Below are 22,867 nucleotides of genomic sequence, written 5' to 3' on the forward strand. Positions count from 1 at the left end.
CGCCATGTCATGGCGGGCTATGGACGGGAACGGCAGCGGCGGGCCCAAACTTTAGGGTTTTCTCGAATACCCGGCGACGGAGGGGGTGTGCCTGAAGACCAGGCGAATAACCGGTGCGGCGCCTTTCCGCTCCTTGCGGGCCGCCCCCTCCACCACCTAGAGTAATCATAGACAGGCAGCTTGAACCACCTCCGATTCCCCCCCGATGACAAGGAGCGACCGAATGAATACCCCTCCCAACCCCTTCGCGGATTTCACCAGGATGCTCGAGCAGTTCCAGCTTCCCGGCATGGACATGGGCGCCGTGATGGAAGCACGGCGCAAGGACATCGAGGCCCTTGGCGAGGCCAACAAGCTCGCCTATGAAGGCATGCAGGCGATGATGCAGAAGCAGGCCGAGATCTTCAGCCAGGCCATGCAGCAGATCCAGTCGGCCGCGCAGCAGATGAACACCGGCGGCAATCCCGCCGAAGCCATGAGCCGCCAGAACGAGTTCGTGCAGAAGGCCTTGCATCAGGCGCTGGAAAACATGCGTGAACTGGCCGAGATGGCCCGCAAGTCACAAGCCGACGCCATGGCCGTGATCGGCAACCGCGCGCAGCAGAACCTGCAGGAGGCCGGTAGCCTGCTCACGCCTAAATCGACCTGAGCGCGGACCCTTCGCGACTGCCATAGCCGGCGGTATCCGCCGGCTGGCCCCGCCGCCCACCATGCCGCCCGGACGGGCGTGCAGACATCGAACCACAAGGCACACCGCGCGTCCGGTCCGGAGCGCCTTGATTTTTATCAAGAGGGAGAAGCGACAAGATCGTTACAGTAATGTTGTAGTTAATTACCGGAACATGCAAATGAGCGCCCCAGTCCTTGTGTATGCAGTCGCCTTCCTTGCCATCCCGGCCATCGTCTCCCTCGTCCTGACTCGCGCCGCACAGCGGCGAAGCCCCAAGCGCGCGCTGCGGCGCATCCCGCTCCAGACACGCCGCCGGCCACAGGACCCGTCGCTTCGAGGCTGAGCGATGGGTGCAGATCTTCCCAGACGATCCGCCCCCGCTCCCGCTCCCGTTCCCGACATCTGGCAGTCACTGCCACACCGAAATTACCTGCCAGGGAGGGCTGCCGTTACGGTAGCCGTCCTGTCCATGGCTTTGTCTGCCTGTGTGTCGATGGCACCGCCACTGAAGCGGCCAGTGGCGCCGGTCCCCGCCACCTATGCGAGGGCCGAAGCCGGCGTCGCGCAGCCCTCGCCTGCCGCAGCGACCGCCTGGCGCGATTTTTTTGCCGACCCCGCGCTGCAGGCGCTGATCGACCAGGCCCTGGCCACTAGCCGCGACCTGCGCGCGGCGGTGCTGCGCGTGGAGGAAGCCCAGGCGCTATACGGCATCCAGCGCTCGGAGCAGTTTCCGACCATCGGCGTGAGCGCCAGCGCCACGCGCTCCGGCACGCCGGGCGCCTTCAGCCCGACCGGCCGTCCGCTGACCATCAATGATTTCGAGGCCGGCATCGGCATGAATGCGTGGGAACTCGATTTCTGGGGCCGCGTGCGCAGCCTGAAGGACGCCGCGCTCGAGAACTACCTGGCCAGCGACGCCGCACGCGAAGCGGCCACGGTCAGCCTGATCGGCCAGGTCGCCAACGGCTACCTGGTGCTGCGCGAACTGGACGAGCGCATCGCGCTCACGGACCAGACCATTGCGTCGCGCGCGGAATCGCTGCGCATCTTCCGGCGGCGCTTCGAAATGGGCTCGACCTCGAAGTTCGACCTGACGCAGGTGGAAGCGCTGTGGCGCCAGGCCAGCACGCTCGGTTCGCAGCTGCGGCAGGAACGCGCGGCGCAGGCCAATGCGCTGGCCCTGCTGGTCGGCGCGCCGGTGGCCCTGCCGCCGATGATTGGCCGCTTCGACGACAGCATCGTGCTGCGCGACATGGCGCCCGGACTGCCCTCCGAATTGCTGACCAACCGCCCCGATATCGTCGCCGCGGAACACCAGCTTGCCGCGGCCAATGCGAATATCGGCGCCGCGCGGGCCGCGTTTTTCCCGCGCATCACGCTGACCGGCAGCTTCGGTACGGCGAGCGTGGAACTGAACGACCTGTTCACCGGCCCCAGCCGCGCCTGGAGCTTCGGCCCGTCGCTGTCCGTTCCGATCTTCGATGCCGGGCGCAACCGCAGCAACCTGAAGCTGGCCGAGGTGCGGCGCGACCAGGCCATCGTCCAGTACGAGAAGACCATCCAGGCCGCATTCCGCGACGTCTCGGATGCGCTGTCCGCACGCGAACGCCTGGCCGAACAGGTCACCGACCTGCAAGCCACACTGGCGCTTCAGTCCGAGCGCGAGCGGCTGGCGCGGCTGCGCTACGACAACGGTGCCACGCCCTACCTGGAAGTGCTCGATGCCCAGCGCGACCTGCTGGGCGCGCAACAGCTGCTGGTACAGACGCGCCGCGCGCTGCTGTCCAGCCGCGTATCCCTTTACACCGCGCTGGGCGGCGGTACGCAGGCCTACGACAACCACCGTGCCGACGTCCCGGCCCCGCCCTCACCTTCAGACCAGCCATCATGAAACTTCCTGTCCGCAAGCTGATTCCCGTCGCCGCCGTGGCGCTGGCCGTCGCGGCAGGCGTGTATGGCTGGAATGCCATGCGCGATACCGGCCCCGGACCGGGGTTCGCCAGCGGCAACGGCCGCATCGAAGCCACGCAGATCGACGTGGCGACCAAGCTCGCCGGACGCATCGACAGCATCCTCGTCAACGAGGGCGATTTCGTCGCCGCTGGAGCCCCCCTCGCGCGCATGCAGGTCAAGGTGCTCGAAGCGCAGCGCGATGAAGCGCGCGCGCAGGAACAGCAGGCGGTGAACACCGCCGCCAGCGCAGCGGCGCAGGTGGCGGTGCGCGAAAGCGACAAGGTCGCGGCCCAGGCCGTGGTGTCGCAGCGCGAAAGCGAACTGGACGCGGCCCAGCGACGCCTGGCCCGCTCCAGCACGCTGTCGCGCGAAGGCGCCTCGTCGATCCAGGAACTCGACGACGACCGCGCGCGCGTGCGCAGCGCGCAGGCCGCCGTGGCGGCGTCGAAGGCGCAGGTGGCGGCGGCGCAGGCCGCCATCGAAGCGGCGCGCGCGCAGCTGGTGGGCACGCGCTCGACCATCATCGCGGCCAAGGCCACCGTGGCGCGCATCGAGGCGGACATCACCGACAGCCAGCTCACCTCGCCGCGCGACGCGCGCGTGCAGTACCGCATCGCGCAACCCGGCGAAGTGCTTGGCGCGGGCGGCAAGGTGCTGAACCTGGTCGACCTGTCCGATGTGTACATGACCTTCTTCCTGCCCGCGACCGTGGCCGGCCGCGTGCCGCTGGGCGCCGAGGCGCGCATCGTGCTCGACGCCGCGCCCGGCTATGTGATACCCGCCACGGTCTCGTTCGTGGCCAGCACCGCGCAGTTCACCCCCAAGACCGTCGAGACGGCCAGCGAGCGCGAGAAGCTGATGTTCCGCGTCAAGGCCCAGATCGACCGCGAACTGCTCAGGAAGCACCTCAAGCAGGTCAAGACCGGCGTGCCCGGCGTGGCCTGGGTCAGGCTCGACCCGAAGGCCGAATGGCCGGCCAACCTGGCGGTGAAGGTGCCGCAGTAACCATGGACGCCGCCCTGCCACCGGTTGCCCGGATTGCCGGCGTCAGCCTGAAGTACGGCTCGACCGTAGCGCTGGACGGCATCGGCCTCGATGTGCCGGCGGGCCGCATGATCGGCCTGATCGGCCCCGACGGCGTGGGCAAGTCCAGCCTGCTGTCGCTGCTGTCCGGCGCGCGCGCCGTGCAGGAAGGCGTAGTGGAAACCTTTGGCGGCGACATGCGCAGCGGCAAGCATCGCGACGCCGTGTGCCCGCGCATCGCCTACATGCCGCAAGGGCTCGGCAAGAACCTGTACCCGACGCTGTCGGTGGAAGAAAACCTGCATTTCTTCGGCCGCCTGTTCGGGCATGACGACGCCGAGCGCCGCCGCCGCATCGACGACCTGACGCGCAGCACGGGCCTGCACCCGTTCCTGGGCCGCCCGGCCGGCAAGCTGTCCGGCGGCATGAAGCAGAAGCTCGGGCTGTGCTGCGCGCTGATCCACGACCCCGACCTGCTGATCCTCGACGAGCCGACCACCGGCGTGGACCCGCTCGCGCGCGCGCAGTTCTGGGACCTGATCGCCCGTATCCGCGCCACGCGTCCGGCCATGAGCGTGATCGTCGCCACCGCGTACATGGACGAGGCGCAGCGCTTCGACTGGCTCGTGGCCATGGATGCCGGCAAGGTGCTCGATACCGGCACGCCCGCCGAACTGCTCGCGCGCACCGGCACCACATCGCTCGAAGCCGCATTCATTGCCCTGCTGCCCGAATCGCGCCGGCGCGGCCACACCGAAGTTACCCTCACGCCGCTGGAGGCCGGCGACGAAGCCGACATCGCCATCGAAGCCAGGGATCTCACCATGCGCTTCGGCGATTTCGTCGCCGTCGACAAGGTCAGCTTCCGTATTCGCCGTGGCGAAATCTTCGGCTTCCTGGGCTCCAACGGCTGCGGCAAGTCCACCACGATGAAGATGCTGACCGGCCTGCTGCCGGCCAGCGAGGGCAAGGCCTGGCTGTTCGGCCACGAGATCGACCCGAAGGACATCGATACCCGCAAGCGCGTTGGCTATATGTCGCAAGCGTTCTCGCTATATGGCGAACTGACCGTGCGGCAGAACCTGGAACTGCATGCGCGGCTGTTCGCCGTGCCCGCCGCGGAAACTCCCGCGCGCGTCGCTGATATGGTGGCGCGCTTCGCGCTTGCCGACGTGCTCGACACCTTGCCGGCCAACCTGCCGCTGGGCATCCGCCAGCGCCTGTCGCTGGCCGTGGCGATGGTGCACCAGCCCGAGCTGCTGATCCTGGACGAGCCGACTTCCGGCGTGGACCCGGTGGCCCGCGACAGTTTCTGGCGGCTGCTGATCGGCCTGTCGCGCAATGAGCGCGTGACCATCTTCATCTCCACGCACTTCATGAACGAAGCCGAGCGCTGCGACCGCATCTCGCTGATGCATGCGGGCCGCGTGCTGGTCAGCGACACGCCGGCGGACCTGGTGCGCCGGCGCAGCGCCGCGACGCTGGAACAAGCGTTCATCGCCTACCTGACCGACGCGAGTGCGCCGGCACCTGCGGAAGCGCCAGCCGAGGCCGCGCCGCTGATCGTTCCTACGCCCGTCCCGCAGCGCCAGCGTTTCAGCCTGCAGCGCGCCTTCACCTATATGTGGCGCGAGGCGCTCGAACTGCGCCGCGACCCGGTGCGCGCCACGCTGGCGCTGGTCGGCTCGCTGGTGCTGCTGTTCGCGATGGGCTATGGCATCGGCATGGACGTGGAGGACTTGCGCTTTGCCGTGCTCGACCATGACCAGACCGTGCTGAGCCAGGACTATGCGCTGAACTTGTCGGGCTCGCGCTATTTCATCGAGCGTGCGCCGATCACCGATTACGCCGACATGGACCGGCGCCTGCGCAGCGGCGAACTGGCGCTGGCCGTCGAGATTCCGCCCGGCTTCGCGCGCGACGTGCAGCGCGGCGCGCGGGCGCAGGTCGGCGTATGGATCGATGGCTCGATGCCATCGCGCGCGGAGACCGTGCAAGGTTATGTGCAGGGCATGCACCAGGGCTGGCTGCTTGACCAGATGCGCCACCGCTACGGGCAGGACGCCGTGAGCACCGCCACGCTGGAAACGCGCTTCCGCTACAACCCCGACGTGAAGAGCCTGCCCGCGATGGTGCCCGCGGTGATCCCGCTGCTGTTGCTGATGCTGCCGGCCATGCTGACCGCGCTGGCCGTGGTGCGGGAGAAGGAACTTGGTTCGATCACCAACCTGTACGTGACGCCCGTCACGCGCACGGAATTCCTGCTGGGCAAGCAATTGCCCTACGTGGCGCTGGCCATGTTCAATTTCCTGCTCATGGCCTTGCTGGCCGTTACCGTCTTCGGCGTGCCGGTCAAGGGCAGCTTCCCGACCCTGGCATTGGCCGCGCTGATCTATGCATTCTGCGCCACCGGCATCGGCATGCTGGCGTCGACCTTCACGCGCAGCCAGATCGCCGCGATGTTCTTCGCCATCATCGGCACCATGATCCCGGCCGTGCAGTTTTGCGGCATGCTGGTGCCGGTTTCGTCGCTGGAGGGGAGCGCGCGGCTGGCCGGCCTGGCCTATCCGGCCACGCACATGCTCACCATCAGCCGCGGCGTATTCAACAAGGCGCTGGGGCTGCACGACCTGCGCGCATCGTTCTGGCCGATGCTCGTGGCCGTGCCGGTGATCTTCGCCGCCACCGCGGCGTTGCTGAAGAAGCAGGAGCGCTGACCATGCGGCACCTGGCCAATATCTATCGCCTCGGCATCAAGGAATTGTGGAGCCTGGTGCGCGACCGGACCCTGCTGGTGCTGATCATCTATGTGTTCAGCGTGTCGGTCTACACCGGTGCCACCGCGGTGCCCGAGACGCTGCACATGGCGCCCATCGCGGTGGTCAATGAAGATGCCTCGCCGCTGGCCGAGCGCATCCTCTCCGCGTTCTATCCGCCCCAGTTCGCGCCGCCGCTGCTGATCTCGCCCGCGCAGATGGACAAGGGCATGGACGCCGGGGACTACACGTTCACGCTGGACATCCCGCCCAATTTCCAGCGCGACGTGCTGGCCGGCCGTTCGCCCGCCGTGCAGCTCAACGTGGATGCCACGCGCATGACGCAGGCGTTCAGCGGCAGTGGCTACATCCAGCGCATCTTCACGGACGAAGTGAACGAGTTCGTGCAGCGATACCGTGGCGCCGCGCCGTTGCCGGTGGACCTTGCGCTGCGTGCGCGCTTCAACCCGAACCTGACGCAATCGTGGTTCGGCGGCCTCACGCAGATCATCAACAACGTCACGATGCTGTCGATCATCCTGACCGGCGCCGCGCTGATCCGCGAGCGCGAGCACGGCACCATCGAGCATTTGCTGGTCATGCCGGTGACGCCGGCCGAGATCATGCTGGCCAAGGTGTGGTCGATGGGCATGGTGGTGATGGCGGCGGCCATGCTGTCGCTGGTGTTCGTGGTGCGCGGCGCGCTGCATGTGCCCATCGAGGGCTCGCTGCTGCTGTTCATGGCGGGCGTGGCGCTGCACCTGTTCGCCACCACGGCAATGGGCATCTTCCTGGCGACCGTGGCGCGCAATATGCCGCAGTTCGGGATGCTGCTGGTACTGGTGTTGCTGCCGCTGCAGATGCTCTCGGGCGGCAACACGCCGCGCGAGAGCATGCCACAGATCGTGCAGGACATCATGCTGGCGGCGCCGACCACGCATTTCGTGGCGCTCGGGCAGGCCATCCTTTTTCGCGGCGCGGGGCTGGATGTGGTGTGGAAGCCGTTCCTGGCGTTGCTGGTGATCGGGACGGTGTTGTTTGTGATGTCGTTGAACCGGTTTCGGAAAACGATTGGGCAGATGGCTTGAAACGCGGAGGGGTGCCGGGGTATCTGGCATGCGCCCCTTTCCCCATCCGCGCAAGAAGCGGGGTCAGACCAGTCCGGTCGTGTAGTAGACCAGGATGACGAAGAACACCGCCAGCGTCTTGATCATGGTGACGGCGAAGATGTCGCGGTAGGACTCGCGGTGCGTGAGGCCGGTCACGGCCAGCAGCGTGATCACCGCGCCGTTGTGCGGCAACGTATCCATGCCGCCGCTGGCCATCGACACCACGCGGTGCAGCACTTCCAGCGGAATGCCCGCTGCCTGTGCGCCCTGGATGAACGTGTCGCCCATGGCTGCCAGCGCAATGCTCATGCCGCCCGATGCCGACCCGGTGATGCCGGCCAGCGCGCTCACCGACACCGCCGCGTTGACCAGCGGGTTCGGAATCGCGCGCAACGCGTCGCCCACCACCAGGAAGCCCGGCAGCGCAGCAATCACGCCACCGAAGCCGTATTCCGATGCCGTATTCATGGCCGCCAGCAGCGCCCCGCCCACGGCGGTCTTGCTGCCTTCGGCGAAGCGCTGGCGCACGGTGCCGAACGCGGTTACCACCACCAGCAGGATGCCCAGCAGCAGCGCGCCTTCCACGGCCCAGATCGCGACCACGGAGGCGGTCGTGATGCTCACGGGCTTGGCCAGCCCCGGCAGCTCCAGCGAACTGGTGGCGCCATACCACTGCGGGATCATGCGCGTCAGTACGAAGTTGGCCACGCCCACCAGCACCAGCGGCGCCAGCGCCAGCAGCGGGTTGGGCAGTTGTGCCGTCTCCACCGGATCGGGCTCGTTCAGCAGCGACGTGCCATAGCCCTCGCCCTTCGCCATCGCGGCGCGGCGGCGCCATTCGAGGTAGCTCAAGCCGACGACGATGATGAACAGCGCGCCGGCCACGCCCAGCACCGGCGCCGCCCAGGCGGTGGTCTTGAAGAAGGTGGTCGGGATGATGTTCTGGATCTGCGGCGTACCGGGCAGCGAATCCATCGTGAACGAGAACGCGCCCAGCGCGATTGCGCCCGGCATCAGCCGCTTCGGGATATTGCTCTGCCGGTACAGCTCGGCCGCGAACGGGTAGACCGCGAACACCACCACGAACAGCGACACGCCGCCATAGGTCAGCAGCGCGCAGACGGCGACGATGACCGCATTCGCGCGCGAGCTGCCGATGTAGCGGATGGCGGCCGCGACGATCGAGCGCGAGTAGCCGGACAGCTCGATTACCTTGCCAAACACGGCGCCGAGCAGGAACACGGGGAAGTACAGCTTCACGAAACCGACCATCTTCTCCATGAAGATGCCGGTAAAGGCCGGCGCCACGGCCGACGGCTCGGTCAGCAGCACGGCGCCAAGCGCGGCCAGCGGGGCAAACAGGATGACGCTGTAGCCGCGATACGCGGCAAGCATCAGGAAGGCAAGCGCAGCAACGACGATCACAAAGGACATGAAGACTCCGCGAGGTTTGTTCCTGGTCTGGGGAAATATAGGCCCGTGCGCCCGAAAGCGCTCCACCAATTACATCTGTGACAGGCCGCAGGGTGCAAGTTCGCACGTCAGGAACGGGATGGCAGTGCACGGAGTATGCCCGGGAGAAAGTGGAACATAATCCTCTTTCCGGCCACTTTCCAGGCAAAAGGGCGCGCGGCTGCGGCCATCGGCATCAGCCGCGCGGCGTTCTACAAGAAGCTGGTGGCGCACCGCGCGGCCGGGCGCATGGCGCCGGCCGGGGCGGCGGAGGACTGAGCGAACTCAGTGAACCGGATGGCTTGCGGCGATGGTGTGACTGATCATCGCGGCCGTGGCGGCAGAGAGCGTCCAGCCCAGGTGTCCGTGTCCCGTGTTGTAGAACACGCGCGTGGCGCGGCCGCGCGCGACCCGCGGCATCATGTCGGGCATCATCGGCCGCAGGCCCGCCCATGGCACCGCACGCGAAGTCTCGATATCGAAATTGCGCCGCACCCATGACACCAGCGGTGCGATGCGGTCCGCCCGGATATCGCGGTTCTCACCGTTGAATTCCGCGGTGCCGGCCACGCGGAAACGGTCCGCGCCCAGCCGGCTGGTCACGATCTTGGCGCTCTCGTCGAGCAGGCTCACGTACGGCGCGTTCTCCACGCTGCGCGCGTCATCGAGATGCACGGTGATCGAATAGCCCTTGACCGGATAGACGTTGATCCGGTCGCCCAGCATCGCCGCGATATGGCGGCTGCCTACGCCGGCGCAGACCACCGCGGCGGTTCCCTTGATCTCGCGTTCGCCGCCATCCTGCCCCGAAGCGATGGCGGCTTCCGATGCGCCCAGGCGCATCGTCACGCCGTCCGGGCGCAGGTCCACGGCCTTCACGTCGACGCCCTGCAGGAACGTCACGCCAAGCCGTTCGCATGCGCGCGCCAGGCCGCGCGTAAACTTGTGGATGTCGCCAGTGGAATCGGACGGCGTGAAGTAGCCGCCGTAGTAATGGCCTTGCAGCGTCGGCTCGATCGAGCGGATCTCTTCCGGCGTGACGGCGTAGCGCTCCAGGCCGCCTTGCACCAGCATCTGGTTGGTGCGGCCCGCGGCCTCGAAGCTGGGGCGGTCGTGATAGAAGTGCAGGATGCCGCGGCGCTCCAGATTGAAATCGATCTGCTCGCGCTCGGCCATGTCGAACAGGTGCTGGCGCGCGGCGATGGCCAGGCGCGTGGTCGCGATGGTATTGGCGCGGTAGTTGCGGAGGTTGCCGACGAATTCACCGAGCCACGAATACTTGTGCCACGACGGACGCGGATTGAGCAGCAGCGGCGCGTCGCGCCGCATCATCCATTTGAAGCCCTTGAGCAGCGTGCCGGCGTTGTTCCAGACCTCCGCGTTGCAGGCGGAAAGCTGCCCGCCGTTGGCGAACGAGGTTTCCATTGCCGGATAGTGGTGACGGTCCAGCACGGTGACGCGATAGCCTTGTTTCGCGAGGGTATAGGCGGTCGTGACGCCGGTAATGCCGGCGCCGATAACGAGCATGTGAGACATGACAGATTGTCCGAAGCAAGGATGAAATTGACCGTTGCCGGTCCCCTGCCCCATCTGTCCGTGGTACCTGAGAGCTTGGACATGGCCGATGACCATGCCGTCCCCTTCGGTGGGCGCCGTAGCGCCTCTCTCCAGATCTGTACTTGCGACGCCACAGTCCTCGGTGCCTGAGAGTTTCCGGGGCGGTTGCTCCGTCGGCGCCGGACCCGCCAGGCGGCGAGCCGGTCTCTCCTGCGATGTCGCACGACGCCGGAGGGTGTCCGGAGCCGCTTGTTTTTGACAGGCGTGGGCCTGTCGATGGGCGATGATAACTTGAAGGCTTGGGGGGTGGTGAGTCGGGTTATCCCCCACATTGGATTTTTGTGATGGCTGCCGACTAGTTAGTGAGCTGCGCAGCAGCCGAAGGCGATGATGCGATATCGCGGGCAGTGTCGGGCCACGGACAGGTTCGGGGCTGGTTCAATCATTGCCGGAGAGCCTGCATACGGTCGCGCTCCACGCGGCAGGCAGCCGGGCAGTCTCTGAAGCGAATACCCGTACGAAATTCTTCGCACACTACGATCAATATTCGCCCGTTAGGGCAAGTAAACGCGTTCTTTGGTTACTTTCTGTCGCTCGGACAGAAAGTGACTCGCCGGCTACGCCGGCGAAACAGCCGCGCCCGCCAAGAGCGTACCACCCGGTCATAACCAAAGAACTCCGCCGGCCACGCCGTAAGGAAAGCGCCGGGGAACGCCAAGCTTCAAATCACCCCTTGCGCCAGCATCGCATCCGCCACCTTCACAAACCCCGCGATATTCGCGCCTTCCACGTAGTTCACATAGCCTCCGTCCTTCTGGCCATGATGAATACAGTTCTGGTGGATATCCTTCATGATCGCGTGCAGCTTCTCATCGACCTCGGCGTGGTGCCACGACAGCCGCATGGCGTTCTGCGACATTTCCAGACCCGATGTGGCCACGCCGCCGGCGTTGCTGGCCTTGCCCGGTGCATAGAGGATCTTCGCGTCGACGAAGCGATCCACGGCCTCCAGCGTGGAAGGCATGTTGGCGCCTTCCGCCACGCAGATCACGCCATTGCCGAGCAGCGTTTCAGCGTCGTTGCCGTCGAGTTCGTTCTGCGTCGCGCATGGCAGCGCCACATCGGCAGGCACGTGCCACGGCGTGCGGCCAGCCTCGAACTTCATATTGTGGCGCGCGGCGAAATCGGACAAGCGGCCACGCTCTTCGTTCTTGAACGCCATGACTTCGGCCAACTGCTCGGTGGTCATGCCCTGCGGGTAATGCAGCACGCCGCCGGAGTCCGACAGCGTCAGCACCTTCGCACCCAGTTCGATGGCCTTTTCGGCGCCGTACTGCGCAACATTGCCCGAACCGGAAATCAGCACACGCAGGCCGTCGAACCCCATGCCGCGGCGGTGGAGCATTTCCTGCGCGAAGTACACCGTGCCATAGCCGGTGGCTTCCGGACGCATCAGGCTGCCGCCGTACGCCAGGCCCTTGCCCGTGAACACGCAGGCGGACTGGTTCGATAACTTCTTCATCATGCCGGCCATGAAGCCAACTTCGCGCGCGCCCACGCCGATGTCGCCAGCAGGGATGTCGGTGTCCGGCCCCAGGTGGCGGAACAGCTCGGTCACCAGAGCCTGGCAGAAGCGCATCACCTCGGCATCCGACTTGCCCTTCGGGTCGAAGTCGGAACCGCCCTTGCCACCGCCCATCGGCAGCGTGGTCAGCGCGTTCTTGAAGGTCTGCTCGAAGCCGAGGAACTTCAGCACCGACAGGTTTACCGTCGGGTGAAAGCGCATGCCGCCCTTGAACGGGCCGATGGCCGAGCTGTGCTGCACGCGGAACGCGCGGTTGACCTGCACGCGGTTCTGGTCGTCGGTCCACGCCACGCGGAACTGGATCACGCGCTCGGGTTCGACCAGGCGCTCGAGCAGCGCCTGGTCGGCATAGCGCGGATGACGCTCGACAAACGGCCAAAGCGTCACCATGACTTCTTTGACGGCCTGCAGGAATTCGGGTTGGCCGGGGTCGCGCCGGGCTACGCCGGCCAGGAATGCGTCGAGGGAGGGAGAATTCACGGGATGTCTCTGCTGTGCTGGAAAGAGCGGCCGCGCCGGATGCGTGCCCGGCTTGCGTGCCGTAAGAATTGCGCGATCCGTGGAGCAACCCCGACCAACGCAATTGTTAATACATTGCGGAACTGCGATGAATGTATCAACGGGGCAACACTTTACCACCGTGCAGCAATTTCCCGACAGTGAAAACTGCTGTGGCCATCACGTATGCGGTCCGAAAATCACCCCAAATAGTGCTGCGATTTCCAGTCCCGCCCCTCTCCCCCGCCCCTCTCCCATAAATGGGAGAGGGAAGACAACCGTCGCCGGATCGACGTGATCGCCAGCCTGCGTGCCGCAGTTGGATCTGGCCGCCCGGCATCAATCCATCGTGATCTTGCCCTGCTCGATCACCGTCTTCCAGCGCTTGAGCTCCTGATTCTCGAACTGCGCGAACTGCTCCGGCGTGTTGGCCACCACCTCGAAGCCGCTTTCGGCCAGCTTCTCGCGCATCTTCGGCTCGTTGAGCGCGCCGACCAGCGCGCCGTGCAGGCGGCTCTTCACCTCGGGCGACAGGCCGTGCGGTGCGGCGATGCCCTGCCACGAATAAACCTCGACGTCCTTCACGCCGCCTTCGGCCATGGTCGGCACATTGGGCAGCACCGCGGCACGCTTGTCCGACGTCACCGCCAGCGCGCGCAGCTTGCCGGTGCGGATATGCTGCAGCACGGCGTTGATGTTCTGGAACGACACGTCGACCTGTCCGGCCAGCAGATCGGAGATGGCCGGCGCGCCCCCCTTGTACGGAACGTGCAGACCCTCGGTGCCGCTCTTCTGCCAGAACAGCGCCGCGGTCAGGTGGTCGGAAGAACCCGCGCCCGAACTCGCGAAGGCGACTTTGCCCGGGTTCTTCTTCATGTAACTGACCAGTTCCTGCAAGTTCTTCGCGGGAAAATTCGGCGTAGCAACCAGCACGTTGGGCGCCCGCACCGCCACGGTGAGCAGATCGAAATCCTTGGCCGGATCGTAGCCCAGGTTCTTCTGCAGGAACGGATTCACCGCGAACACGCCGATCGACGCCACCAGCATGGTGTAGCCGTCCGCCGGCGCGCGCTTGACGAACGTCGCACCGATCGCGCCCGTGGCGCCCGGACGGTTATCGATAACGAAAGGCTGGCCCAGCTTCTCGTTGAGCGGCGGCGCGAGCATGCGCGCGATGGTGTCGGTCGAGCCGCCCGCCGGGAACGGCACCACCACCGAAACCGGCTTTTGCGGCCATGCCGGGCTGGCCGCAAAAGCCGCGCCGCTTGCCATGGATGCGGCCGCCACAGCGGCCAGAACCATGCCCGCGCCGGCAATGCGGCGCAGCTTGGAAAAATCGATCATTGTTGTCTCCTCCTGGGTTTTGTATGGCACTGGCCGGTACGAGATCGCGACCCACGCATTCCTAGCGGACCATGCAGGGCGCCTTGTTGTTGAACTTCCAGTTCGGGATCAGGAACTGCATGGCGATGGCATCGTCGCGCGCGCCCAGGCCCTTCTCCTGGTAGAGGCGGTTGGCACGCGCCAGCGCGTCCATGTCCAGCTCCACGCCGAGCCCCGGCGTCCTGGGCACCTGCACCAGGCCGCCTTCGATCTTCAGCGGCTCGCGCGTCAGGTGCTCGCCGTCCTGCCAGATCCAGTGCGTATCGATGGCGGTGACACGGCCCGGCGCGGCGGCGGCCACGTGGGTGAACATCGCCAGCGAGATATCGAAGTGGTTGTTCGAATGCGAGCCCCAGGTCAGGCCCCACTCGGCGCACATCTGCGCCACGCGCACCGAACCCTGCATGGTCCAGAAGTGCGGGTCGGCCAGCGGGATGTCCACCGACTGCAGCCGCACCGCGTGGCCCATCTGGCGCCAGTCGGTGGCGACCATGTTGGTGGCGGTAGGCAGGCCGGTCGCGGCGCGGAACTCCGACATGATCTCGCGGCCCGAATAACCCTCCTCGGCGCCGCACGGGTCTTCCGCGTAGGCCAGGATGCCGTGCTTGTCGCGGCACAGGCGAATGGCGTCCTTCAGCAGCCAGCCGCCGTTCGGATCGAGCGTCACCCGCGCCTTCGGGAAACGCTCGTGCAGCGCGATGATCGCCTCCATCTCCTCGTCGCCGCGGAGCACGCCGCCCTTGAGCTTGAAGTCGTTGAAACCATAGCGTTCGTAGGCGGCCTCGGCCAGGCGCACAACGCCCTTGGCGTCCATCGCGACTTCGTTGCGCACGCGGAACCATGCGTTGCCGGCGTCGGGCTCCGTGCGGTAGTCGAGCGAGGTCTTCTTGCGGTCGCCAACGTAGAACAGGTAGCCCAGCATCTCCACGGCATCGCGTTGCTGGCCTTCGCCCAGCAGCGCGGCCACCGGCACCTGCAGATGCTTGCCCAGCAGGTCGAGCAGTGCGGCTTCGAGTGCGGTCACGGCGTGGATCGTGATGCGCAGGTCGAACGTCTGCAAGCCCCGGCCGCCCGCGTCGCGGCTGGCGAACGTGGCGCGGACCTTGTTGAGGATCGCCTGATACTGGCCGATGCCCTGTCCCACCACCAGCGGGCGCGCGTCCTCGAGCGTCTGGCGAATGCCCTCGCCGCCCGGCACCTCGCCAACCCCGGTGTTGCCGGCGCTGTCCTTGAGGATCACGATGTTGCGGGTGAAGTACGGACCATGCGCGCCCGACAGGTTCATCAACATGCTGTCGTGGCCGGCAACCGGCACGACGGTCAGTTCAGTCACCACCGGCGTAGCGGCCTGGTTGGCGTGGATGGCGGCTTGCGATGCGTTCATGCGGGCTGTCTCCGGAATCTGATTGGCTTTTCGGTGGCGCGGCGGCGTCGGCTGCGGCATCCCTGTATCGGTAGATCGCGGACCGCGCATCCTTTCGATCGCAGTCCGTTATCAGTCGTCGTATAACTTATGACCGAGTATAATGACCATATTCCGGCCCGGTCAAGGCCGCAATTTCCCTACGCCCGCCCACGCTCATGTCCGACCCCCAGATCTCGACTCCCGCCCCCCTGCGCCGCCGCGGCCGTACGCTGGCCGAGGAAGTGGTGAGCGGCCTCACCGAGCGCATCCGCGAGGGGCAGCTCAAGCCCGGCGACAAGCTGCCGACCGAGTCCGAGGTCATGACGAGCTTCGGCGTGAGCCGCACCGTGGTTCGTGAAGCGCTGTCGCGCCTGCAAGCCAGCGGGTTCGTGGAAACGCGCCATGGCATCGGCACCTTCGTGCTGGCACGCCCGGCCGAGACGGCCTCGCCGTTCCGCATCGACCTGGCGACCATGGGCACCGCCATGGATGTGCTGGCCATGCTCGAATTCCGCGTCAGCCTTGAGGCCGAGGCCGCTGGCCTGGCCGCCACGCGCCGCAGCGACGAGCAGCTTGCCAGCATGCGCCGCGCGCTCGACGCCATGAAACGCAGCGCCACCGAGGGCAGCGATGCCGTGAGCGCGGATTTCGACTTCCACCTGTCCATTGCCCGCGCCACCGGCAACCGCTATTTCACGGACATCATGGGCCACCTGGGCACCATGCTGATCCCGCGCAGCCGCCTGCAGGTGAACAGCCAGGAACGCGCGCAGTACCTGGAGCGCGTGCATATCGAGCACGAGAATATCTATGACGCCATCGAGCGCCACGATCCGGAAGCTGCCAAGGCCGCCATGCGCATGCACTTGACCAACAGCCGCGAGCGGCTGCGCAAGGCTTCCGCCGCCGCCTGAGCCGGCAGCTGGCCGCATGGGTTGCGGTCAACCATCTCATGTCATATGATGTCTTACGAGATGACACCTGGCGGCGTCACACCCGGACCGGATGTGTGACCGCGGCCTCCGCCCCCTTCCCTTTGCAGGAAATCCAGACATGACCATTACCGGCGAAATGCTGATCGGCGCGAGCGCCGTGCGCGGCACTGACGAACCCTTCCACGCCATCAACCCGGCCACCGGCGAGACCCTGGAACCGGTCTTCCACGGCTCCCGCAGCGCCGATGTGGCGCGTGCCTGCGAGCTGGCGGAAGCGGCGTTCGATCCCTTCCGCGCCACCTCGCCCGAGCAGCGCGCGAGCTTTCTCGAAGCGATTGCCAGCCGGATCGAAGCCCTTGGCGACGCGCTGATCGAGCGCGCCCATGCCGAGAGTGCATTGCCGATCGCCCGCCTGCAAGGCGAGCGCGGCCGCACCACGGGCCAGCTGCGCCTGTTCGCCACGGTGCTGCGTGCCGGCCGCTGGCAGGACGCCACGCTCGACAGCGCCCTGCCCGAGCGCACGCCGCCGCGGCCGGACCTGCGCATGCAGAAGATCGCCATCGGGCCGGTTGCCGTGTTCGGCGCCAGCAACTTCCCGCTGGCCTTCTCCGTGGCCGGCGGCGATACCGCGTCGGCCCTGGCGGCTGGCTGCCCGGTGGTGGCCAAGGCTCACCCCGCGCACCCGGGCACCTCCGAACTGGTCGGCCGCGCGATCCGCCAGGCGGTGGCCGATGCCGGCCTGCCGGAAGGCGTGTTCTCGCTGCTGACCGGCGCGGGCCACACCGTGGGTACCGAACTGGTGGCCCACCCGGCCATCCAGGCTGTGGGCTTCACCGGCTCGCGCGCCGGCGGCCTGGCGCTGATGCAGGTCGCCAGCCAGCGCGCCCAGCCGATTCCGGTCTATGCGGAGATGAGCAGCATCAATCCGGTCTTCCTGCTGCCCGAAGCGCTTTCGGCGCGCGGAGAAGCCATCGCGCGCGACCTGGCCGATTCGCTGGTGCTCGGCGTGGGCCAGTTCTGCACCAACCCGGGCCTGCTGCTGGCCCTGGAAGGCCCGGCGCTCGATACGTTCCGCGCCACGGCCGGCACCGCGGTGACAGCCAAGCCGGCCGGCACCATGCTGACGCCGGGCATCCAGCGCGCGTTCGAACAAGGCATCGGCAAGCTGTCGGCCATCGATGGCCTCGCGCGTACCGCCAGCGGCCAGGCCAGCACGGGCCCGAACCAGGCTCGCGCGGCAGTGTTCGAGACCACCGCGCAGCGCTTTATCGCCGATACGCGCATGCATGCCGAGGTGTTCGGCCCGTCCACCGTACTGGTGGCCTGCCGCGATATCGGCGAAATGCTTGCCGTCACGCGCGTGCTGGAAGGCCAGCTGACCGCGACCGTCCAGGCCGACCGCGGCGACTACGCACTGGCCGCGCAACTGCTGCCGGTGCTGGAACGCAAGGTCGGCCGCGTGCTGTTCAACGGCTATCCGACCGGCGTGGAAGTGTCGTATGCCATGGTTCACGGCGGCCCCTTCCCGGCCACGTCGGACACGCGCACGACTTCGGTCGGCACCACGGCAATCGATCGCTTCCTGCGGCCGGTGTGCTACCAGAACGTGCCGGCGGAACTGCTTCCGGCCGCGCTGCAGGACGGCAATCCGCTAGGCCTGTGGCGCCTGAAGGACGGCCAGCCCGTGCGGGGCTGATCCGCGGCAGAAGACGCTGCGAGCCGCACCTGCGGGCGCGGCTACTCCAGCACCACGCCGCTGGCCTTGATCACGGCGCTCCACTTGCGCACCTCCCCATCGATGAAGCGCGCGAAGGCCGCGCTGTCCTCCGGCTCGGCCTGCAGGCCCAGCACGGCCAGCTTGTTGCGGACGTCGGCGTCCGCGAGCACGGCGCTGGCATCGCGGTTGAGCTGCTGCACGATCGCGGCGGGCGTGCGCGCGGGCGCCATCAGGCCGAACCAGCCTGAACCGACCACGCCCGCAAAGCCCTGTTCGGCAAAGGTGGGCGCATCCGGATAGACCGGCGTGCGCCGCTCCGACGCGACCGCCAGCACCCGCAGCTTGCCGGCCTTGATGAACGGCAGCGCCGACGTGATCGCGGTCAGCGTGGCATCGACACGACCGGCCAGCAGTTCGGTGTAGGCGGTCGCGTCGCCGCGGTAGTGTACGTTCAGCGCCTTGAATTTCGCCTGGGCCGCGAACAGTTCCGCCGTCAGGTGCGGCCCCGAGCCGGCGCCGGGCGAGGCGAAGGTGGCGCCGCCGGGCTTTGCGCGCGCCATCCGCACGAAGTCCTCGACCGAGCGCAGCGGCGAATCGGCCTTGACGATCAGGAAGATCGGGCCGACCACGCGCGGGCCGACGGCGGTGAAATCCTTGTGGATGTCGTATTGCTGCGGCAGGCCGGCCGCGGTATTGATGGCGAACGGCGCGGCCGCCCACAACAGCGTGTAGCCGTCCGGCTCGGCACGCGCCAGCATTTCATTGGCAACCCGTGTACCGGCCCCGGGCTTGTTTTCGACGATGACCTGCTGGCCGTACTTGCGGCTCAGCGCTTCGGCCAGCAGCCGGGCCGAGGTGTCATTGGACCCGCCCGGACCATATGGAGATATCAGGCGCACCGGACGCGAGGGATAAGCCTGCGCCAGCGCCGGCCACGGCGCCAGGGCCGGTGCGGCGCCCACCAGCAACCACCCGCGCAGCCGCGCCAGCATGGCCCGGCGCGAGATTTTTTCAGCGTTCCTCATGATGCCTCCGCGGGCCGGATGCCCGGATAGATGAAGGTCTTGCGCAGATGGGCCTCGCCGGGCACGTACAGCCGCAAGGCGACGTAGAACGGCCCTTCCGGCGCGGGCAGCCAGTTGCCGTGGCGCGCCGGTTCGGCCGGCGGCACGGCACCGAGGTGCAGGCGCAGGCTGCCGTCGGCTTCATGGCGCAGGCACGGCGAACGGTCGCCAAGCGAGTACCGGCCGATCGCATTCTCCACCAGCATGCAGTCGCGCTTGTCATACATGGTCAGCGACCAGAACGCCCCGACCTGCGGCAGCTGGCCCGGCGCGAACACCAGCTCGTGTGGCTCGCGGCCATCGAGCGGACGGCCGCGCGCGTCGCAGTCGGCGATCACGTACATGGCTTCCTCCATGCCGAGCGCGCCGATGTAGTTGCGGGCGACCTGGGCCCGCTCGAAATAGCGTCCGCCGAACGACGCGCCAATCTCGACCGGCAGGCTCCAGCCGCCGCCCAGCGCGGAAGGCATCGGCGTGGCCAGCTCGCCGAGGATCTTTTCCATCGCCGCCGCCAACCAGTCCGCCTGCGCCGCGTCCGGCGCTACCCCCTCGCAGGCGGCGCCCAGGCCGAGCACGCCGTACGACTGCACGAGCGCCGCCTCGCCGGCCGGCGGCGGATTCTCGCGCAACGCGCGGTTCACCACTTCGGCATAGCGCCGCACCTGCAGTGGCGAAGCGCCGAGCTGTTCGCCCGGCTGCATGCCGACGTCGCAGGCGCGTACCGGATCACCGCCGTCCGGCAGCGTGAGCCGGATGCGGTCCTGCAGGGCATGCACCGCGGGCAGGTCGTCCGCGCCGTCCACCAGCAAGCGTCCCAGCAGCCAGACCGCATCGGTCGGGCAAACAACGGCCGTGGCGCCCGGCGGGACTTCACCTTGCCAGCGGGGACCATGCAGCAGGTAGCGTCCGGCCGCCGTGCCGGTGGTGCGGCTGCCGATATAGCCGAAGGGATTGGTATAGAAATCGAGCAGCCCGAGCACGTAGTAGCGGCCGCCGCTGTCCGGCACCTCGAGCAGCAGCGGCCCCTGCGACAGGTCCAACCAGGCATTGCTGTAGAGCGTATCGTTGTTCGGCGTGACCACCTGCCGGTGCTGCGGACCCAGCAGCTGGCGTGTGTGGACAAAGTGGTTGACCCAGCGCAGCGTGCCGTCGGGCCGCTCGTCGGCAAACGCGCCCTCGCGGCGGCGGCGCGGGCAGGTGGCGGCGCGCATGCGGGCCATTTCGTAGAGCGGCAGGGTGTAGAGCACGGCCTCGCGGGCCAGCGCAGCCATGCGCGATTCGGCTTGGAAGGACGTCATGGGGCCTCGCTCGTCACGCAATGCGGCGCACCGCCGGGATGCGGTACTGGCCCGCGATAAAGGCCGGCGCGGGGTGGTACAGGCGCAGGATCAGGTAGAAGCTGCCGGCCGGCGCCGGCAGCCAGTTTTCGGCGCGCTCCGGCCGCCGGTGCGAGATCGGGATCACGAGCCCGCCGTCGGCCTCCAGGCGCAGGCCCGGCGTGCGGTCTCCCACCGCGTAGCGGCCGATCTCGTTGGCGCTGAAGAAGCGGTCCGCGCCGTACAGCGAGACCGACCAGAATGCCTGCGCGGGCGGCAGCATGCCGGGCGCGAAGCGCAGCTCGTAGCCATGCGCGCCGTCCAGCGGCTCGCCGTCGGCATCGAAATCGGCCATGGCATAGATGGCCTCGTCGGCGCGCAGCGCGCCCAGGCCCTTCATCGCGGTGCAGGCGCGCTGCAGCCAGTCGTCGCCATAGACGCCGAGCTTGAGGCTGTAGCCCCAGCTCTTGCGGCCCTGGCTGCGCGTATGCGCCTCGATCAGCTGCATGGCCTGGCGGTAGGCGTTCTCCAGGCCCGCACGGACTTCAGCGCGCAGCGCGGCGATGTCGACCTCATCCTCCGGTTTCAGGCCGGCCTTGCGCAGCAGCGTCAGCACGCCCTGCTCGCGCTCGGCCGGCGGGAACTCGCGCAGCGCGTTGAACAGGTTCTGGAAGAAGTCGAGGGCCTCGTTGCCGGTGTCGCTCCAGGCGCGCACGGAGTGCGGCAGCGCCTTGCCCGGCGCGTCGAGCGCAAAGCCGCACTCGAACGCATGGGCGGCGGCCAGGTCGCCGGGGCCCTGCACCAGCACGCGGCCGAGCAGCCAGACCAGCGAAGTCGGACAGGCCACGACATGGCTGCCTGTTGCCTGCTGGCCGGGCCCGACCAGCGTGACGGTGGCGCCTTCGGCCGGCACATTGCGCGGACCAAGGTTCTCAAAGTTGTTGGTCCATGCGTCCAGCAGTTCCACCACGTAGTACCGGTCGCGTTCCGGCAGCGGCGGCACGCGCAGCGTGACCGGGCCGTCGGCCAGGTTGATCCAGCCGCAGAAATACAGCAGGTCATTGGCGGGCGTGACGACGTCGCGGTCTTCATGCGTCCACTGGCGCTCGCTGGCGGACAGCGTGTTGACCGGCGCGCGGCCATAGCCGGTGGCTGCGCTGACGGCCGTCTGCACGCGGCAAGTGCGCAGGGTCTCGATCAGCGGATAGCCGTAGATCACGACCGGCAACGCCGCCGCGGCGACCAGCGCTTCCTGGCTGGAGCCATAGACGGGGGTGGAGAAGAACTCTGGCGCGGGATGGTTCATACGGACTCCGGGAAATGTGAATTGGGAAAGCGTTTCATTCCTGTGCGGCACCGCTCGACTTGACCAGCGCCGCCCAGGCCGTCACGTCGCTGCGCATCTGCGCGGCGAAGGCGCTGCGCGGCTGCGGTGCGTAGCGCATGCCCAATGCATCGGCCTGTGCCCTGATGGCGGGATTGGCCATGGCGGCTACCGTGGCGCGCTCCAGCTTGTCGACGATGCCGGACGGCGTGCGCGCCGGGGCGAACAAGGCGAACCAGCTATCGACGCCGAACGCGACGCCGGCTTCGGTAAAGGTCGGCACGTCCGGCAACGCGGGCGAGCGCTCGGAGCCAGTGACGGCCAGCGCCCTCACCTTGCCGCCGCGGATCAGCGGGAGCGTGCCGGCAAGGTCGGACATGGCCACGGGCAGCGTGCCGCCGATCACATCGGTCAACATCGGATTGACGCCCTTGTACGGGATGTGGCGCAGGTGGATGCCGCTCAGTACGTTAAGGCTCTCGCCGGCCAGGTGGCCGCCCGAGCCCGTGCCCCACGAGCCATAGGTCAGGTCCGCGCCCGGGCGCTTCGCCGCCGCAATCAGCGCGGGCAGATCGCGGCCGGTGAAGCCGGGGCCGGCGATCAGCACATTGCCGCCATAGAACAGCCGGCTGACCGGCACGAAATCGCGCAACGGGTCATAGGGCAGCTTCGGGAAGATGGCCGGCGCAATCGCATGCGTGGCGGAGATACCGAGCACCAGCGTGTAGCCATCCGGCGCGGAACGCGCGACCTGCGCCGAGCCAATGGTGCCGGTGGCACCGGCCACGTTCTCCACCACCACGGTCTGCCCGAGTTCCTTCGACAGTCCCGCCGCCAGCAGCCGGCCCACCACGTCTGTCCCGCCTCCCGCGGGAAACGGCACGACGAGCCGGATCGGCTTCTCGGGATAGGGGCCCGCGTGCGCGCCGGGTGCCACCCCGCAGATTGCGGTCACGGCGAGCGCGCCCAGTCCGCGCAACACCATGCGCCGCGCCGGCAAGTGCGTCTGCAAATGCATGCTTGTCTCCTGTGTGTTTTGTGCTTGAATGACTGCCGCGGCGCGGGCGCCCGTCTGTGCGGGCATCCCTGCCACCGTGCTGCGTTGCCTGCGCTTCCAGTA

General features: G+C 67.5%; 17 protein-coding genes and 1 riboswitch. Of the genes, 8 read left to right on the forward strand and 9 right to left on the reverse strand.

Annotated elements, in window-relative coordinates:
- The first annotated feature begins 223 nt into the window (after positions 1 to 223).
- The 5 genes from ACIGJB_RS24700 (at position 224) to ACIGJB_RS24720 (ending at position 7,490) form a co-directional block, all read left to right on the forward strand.
- Complete coding sequence (locus ACIGJB_RS24700) at positions 224 to 649, forward strand: phasin family protein (protein WP_483732615.1); 426 nt, start codon at positions 224 to 226, stop codon at positions 647 to 649.
- 514 nt (positions 650 to 1,163) lie between these two features.
- Positions 1,164 to 2,561 carry an efflux transporter outer membrane subunit gene (locus ACIGJB_RS24705; protein ID WP_483732616.1) on the forward strand — a complete coding sequence of 466 codons (1,398 nt, stop codon included), beginning with the start codon at positions 1,164 to 1,166 and terminating at the stop codon, positions 2,559 to 2,561.
- On the forward strand, positions 2,558 to 3,628 hold the full coding sequence (locus ACIGJB_RS24710; RefSeq protein ID WP_483732617.1) for an HlyD family secretion protein: 1,071 nt from the start codon (positions 2,558 to 2,560) through the stop codon (positions 3,626 to 3,628). Before ACIGJB_RS24705 ends, ACIGJB_RS24710 begins: the two co-directional genes overlap by 4 nt.
- Before the next feature lie 2 nt (positions 3,629 to 3,630).
- Positions 3,631 to 6,363, forward strand: a complete 2,733-nt coding sequence (gene rbbA, locus ACIGJB_RS24715) for a ribosome-associated ATPase/putative transporter RbbA (protein ID WP_483732618.1) — start codon at positions 3,631 to 3,633, stop codon at positions 6,361 to 6,363.
- Positions 6,364 to 6,365: 2 nt separating this feature from the next.
- The gene (locus tag ACIGJB_RS24720) at positions 6,366 to 7,490 is read left to right on the forward strand and encodes an ABC transporter permease (protein WP_483732619.1); all 1,125 of its coding nucleotides are present in this window, start codon (positions 6,366 to 6,368) and stop codon (positions 7,488 to 7,490) included.
- A gap of 63 nt (positions 7,491 to 7,553) precedes the next feature.
- On the opposite strand, the gene ACIGJB_RS24725 is transcribed toward ACIGJB_RS24720, so the two are convergent.
- Positions 7,554 to 8,945, reverse strand: a complete 1,392-nt coding sequence (locus tag ACIGJB_RS24725; protein WP_483732620.1) for a GntP family permease — start codon at positions 8,943 to 8,945, stop codon at positions 7,554 to 7,556.
- A 135-nt stretch (positions 8,946 to 9,080) separates the two neighbouring features.
- Here ACIGJB_RS24725 and ACIGJB_RS24730 point away from each other — a divergent pair, with 135 nt between their 5' ends.
- Positions 9,081 to 9,242: a hypothetical protein gene (locus tag ACIGJB_RS24730; RefSeq protein WP_483732621.1), complete on the forward strand. Its 162-nt coding sequence runs from the start codon at positions 9,081 to 9,083 to the stop codon at positions 9,240 to 9,242.
- Positions 9,243 to 9,248: 6 nt separating this feature from the next.
- Here the strand turns inward: ACIGJB_RS24730 and ACIGJB_RS24735 are convergent, their stop codons facing one another.
- The 4 genes from ACIGJB_RS24735 to gudD form a co-directional block, all read right to left on the reverse strand.
- The gene (locus tag ACIGJB_RS24735) at positions 9,249 to 10,499 is read right to left on the reverse strand and encodes a D-amino acid dehydrogenase (RefSeq protein ID WP_483732622.1); all 1,251 of its coding nucleotides are present in this window, start codon (positions 10,497 to 10,499) and stop codon (positions 9,249 to 9,251) included.
- Between the two features lie 144 nt (positions 10,500 to 10,643).
- A riboswitch (glycine riboswitch) is annotated at positions 10,644 to 10,743 on the reverse strand.
- A gap of 498 nt (positions 10,744 to 11,241) precedes the next feature.
- A complete protein-coding gene (gdhA, locus tag ACIGJB_RS24740; protein WP_483732623.1) occupies positions 11,242 to 12,585 on the reverse strand; it encodes an NADP-specific glutamate dehydrogenase in 1,344 nt (447 codons plus the stop codon).
- 357 nt (positions 12,586 to 12,942) lie between these two features.
- Entirely contained in the window at positions 12,943 to 13,905 is a 963-nt protein-coding gene (locus ACIGJB_RS24745) for a Bug family tripartite tricarboxylate transporter substrate binding protein (RefSeq protein WP_483734656.1), read from the reverse strand.
- Positions 13,906 to 14,008: 103 nt separating this feature from the next.
- On the reverse strand, positions 14,009 to 15,370 hold the full coding sequence (gene gudD, locus ACIGJB_RS24750; protein WP_483732624.1) for a glucarate dehydratase: 1,362 nt from the start codon (positions 15,368 to 15,370) through the stop codon (positions 14,009 to 14,011).
- A 197-nt stretch (positions 15,371 to 15,567) separates the two neighbouring features.
- Here gudD and ACIGJB_RS24755 point away from each other — a divergent pair, with 197 nt between their 5' ends.
- Together ACIGJB_RS24755 and ACIGJB_RS24760 are read left to right on the forward strand one after the other, a co-directional pair.
- Complete coding sequence (locus tag ACIGJB_RS24755) at positions 15,568 to 16,305, forward strand: FadR/GntR family transcriptional regulator (protein ID WP_483732625.1); 738 nt, start codon at positions 15,568 to 15,570, stop codon at positions 16,303 to 16,305.
- A 139-nt stretch (positions 16,306 to 16,444) separates the two neighbouring features.
- Positions 16,445 to 18,022, forward strand: a complete 1,578-nt coding sequence (locus ACIGJB_RS24760) for an aldehyde dehydrogenase (NADP(+)) (RefSeq protein WP_483732626.1) — start codon at positions 16,445 to 16,447, stop codon at positions 18,020 to 18,022.
- Between the two features lie 41 nt (positions 18,023 to 18,063).
- Here ACIGJB_RS24760 and ACIGJB_RS24765 read toward each other — a convergent pair whose 3' ends face one another.
- The 4 genes from ACIGJB_RS24765 to ACIGJB_RS24780 are packed head-to-tail and all read right to left on the reverse strand — an operon-like array spanning position 18,064 to position 22,765.
- The gene (locus ACIGJB_RS24765) at positions 18,064 to 19,068 is read right to left on the reverse strand and encodes a tripartite tricarboxylate transporter substrate binding protein (protein ID WP_483732627.1); all 1,005 of its coding nucleotides are present in this window, start codon (positions 19,066 to 19,068) and stop codon (positions 18,064 to 18,066) included.
- Positions 19,065 to 20,405: a DUF1254 domain-containing protein gene (locus tag ACIGJB_RS24770; protein WP_483732628.1), complete on the reverse strand. Its 1,341-nt coding sequence runs from the start codon at positions 20,403 to 20,405 to the stop codon at positions 19,065 to 19,067. Before ACIGJB_RS24770 ends, ACIGJB_RS24765 begins: the two co-directional genes overlap by 4 nt.
- 13 nt (positions 20,406 to 20,418) lie before the next feature.
- Positions 20,419 to 21,729: a DUF1254 domain-containing protein gene (locus tag ACIGJB_RS24775; protein WP_483732629.1), complete on the reverse strand. Its 1,311-nt coding sequence runs from the start codon at positions 21,727 to 21,729 to the stop codon at positions 20,419 to 20,421.
- Positions 21,730 to 21,763: 34 nt separating this feature from the next.
- Positions 21,764 to 22,765, reverse strand: coding sequence for a Bug family tripartite tricarboxylate transporter substrate binding protein (locus ACIGJB_RS24780; RefSeq protein WP_483732630.1), 1,002 nt, complete (start codon positions 22,763 to 22,765; stop codon positions 21,764 to 21,766).
- Positions 22,766 to 22,867: the final 102 nt, after the last annotated feature.

The organism is Cupriavidus sp. C2SS-8b (genome assembly GCF_057073745.1).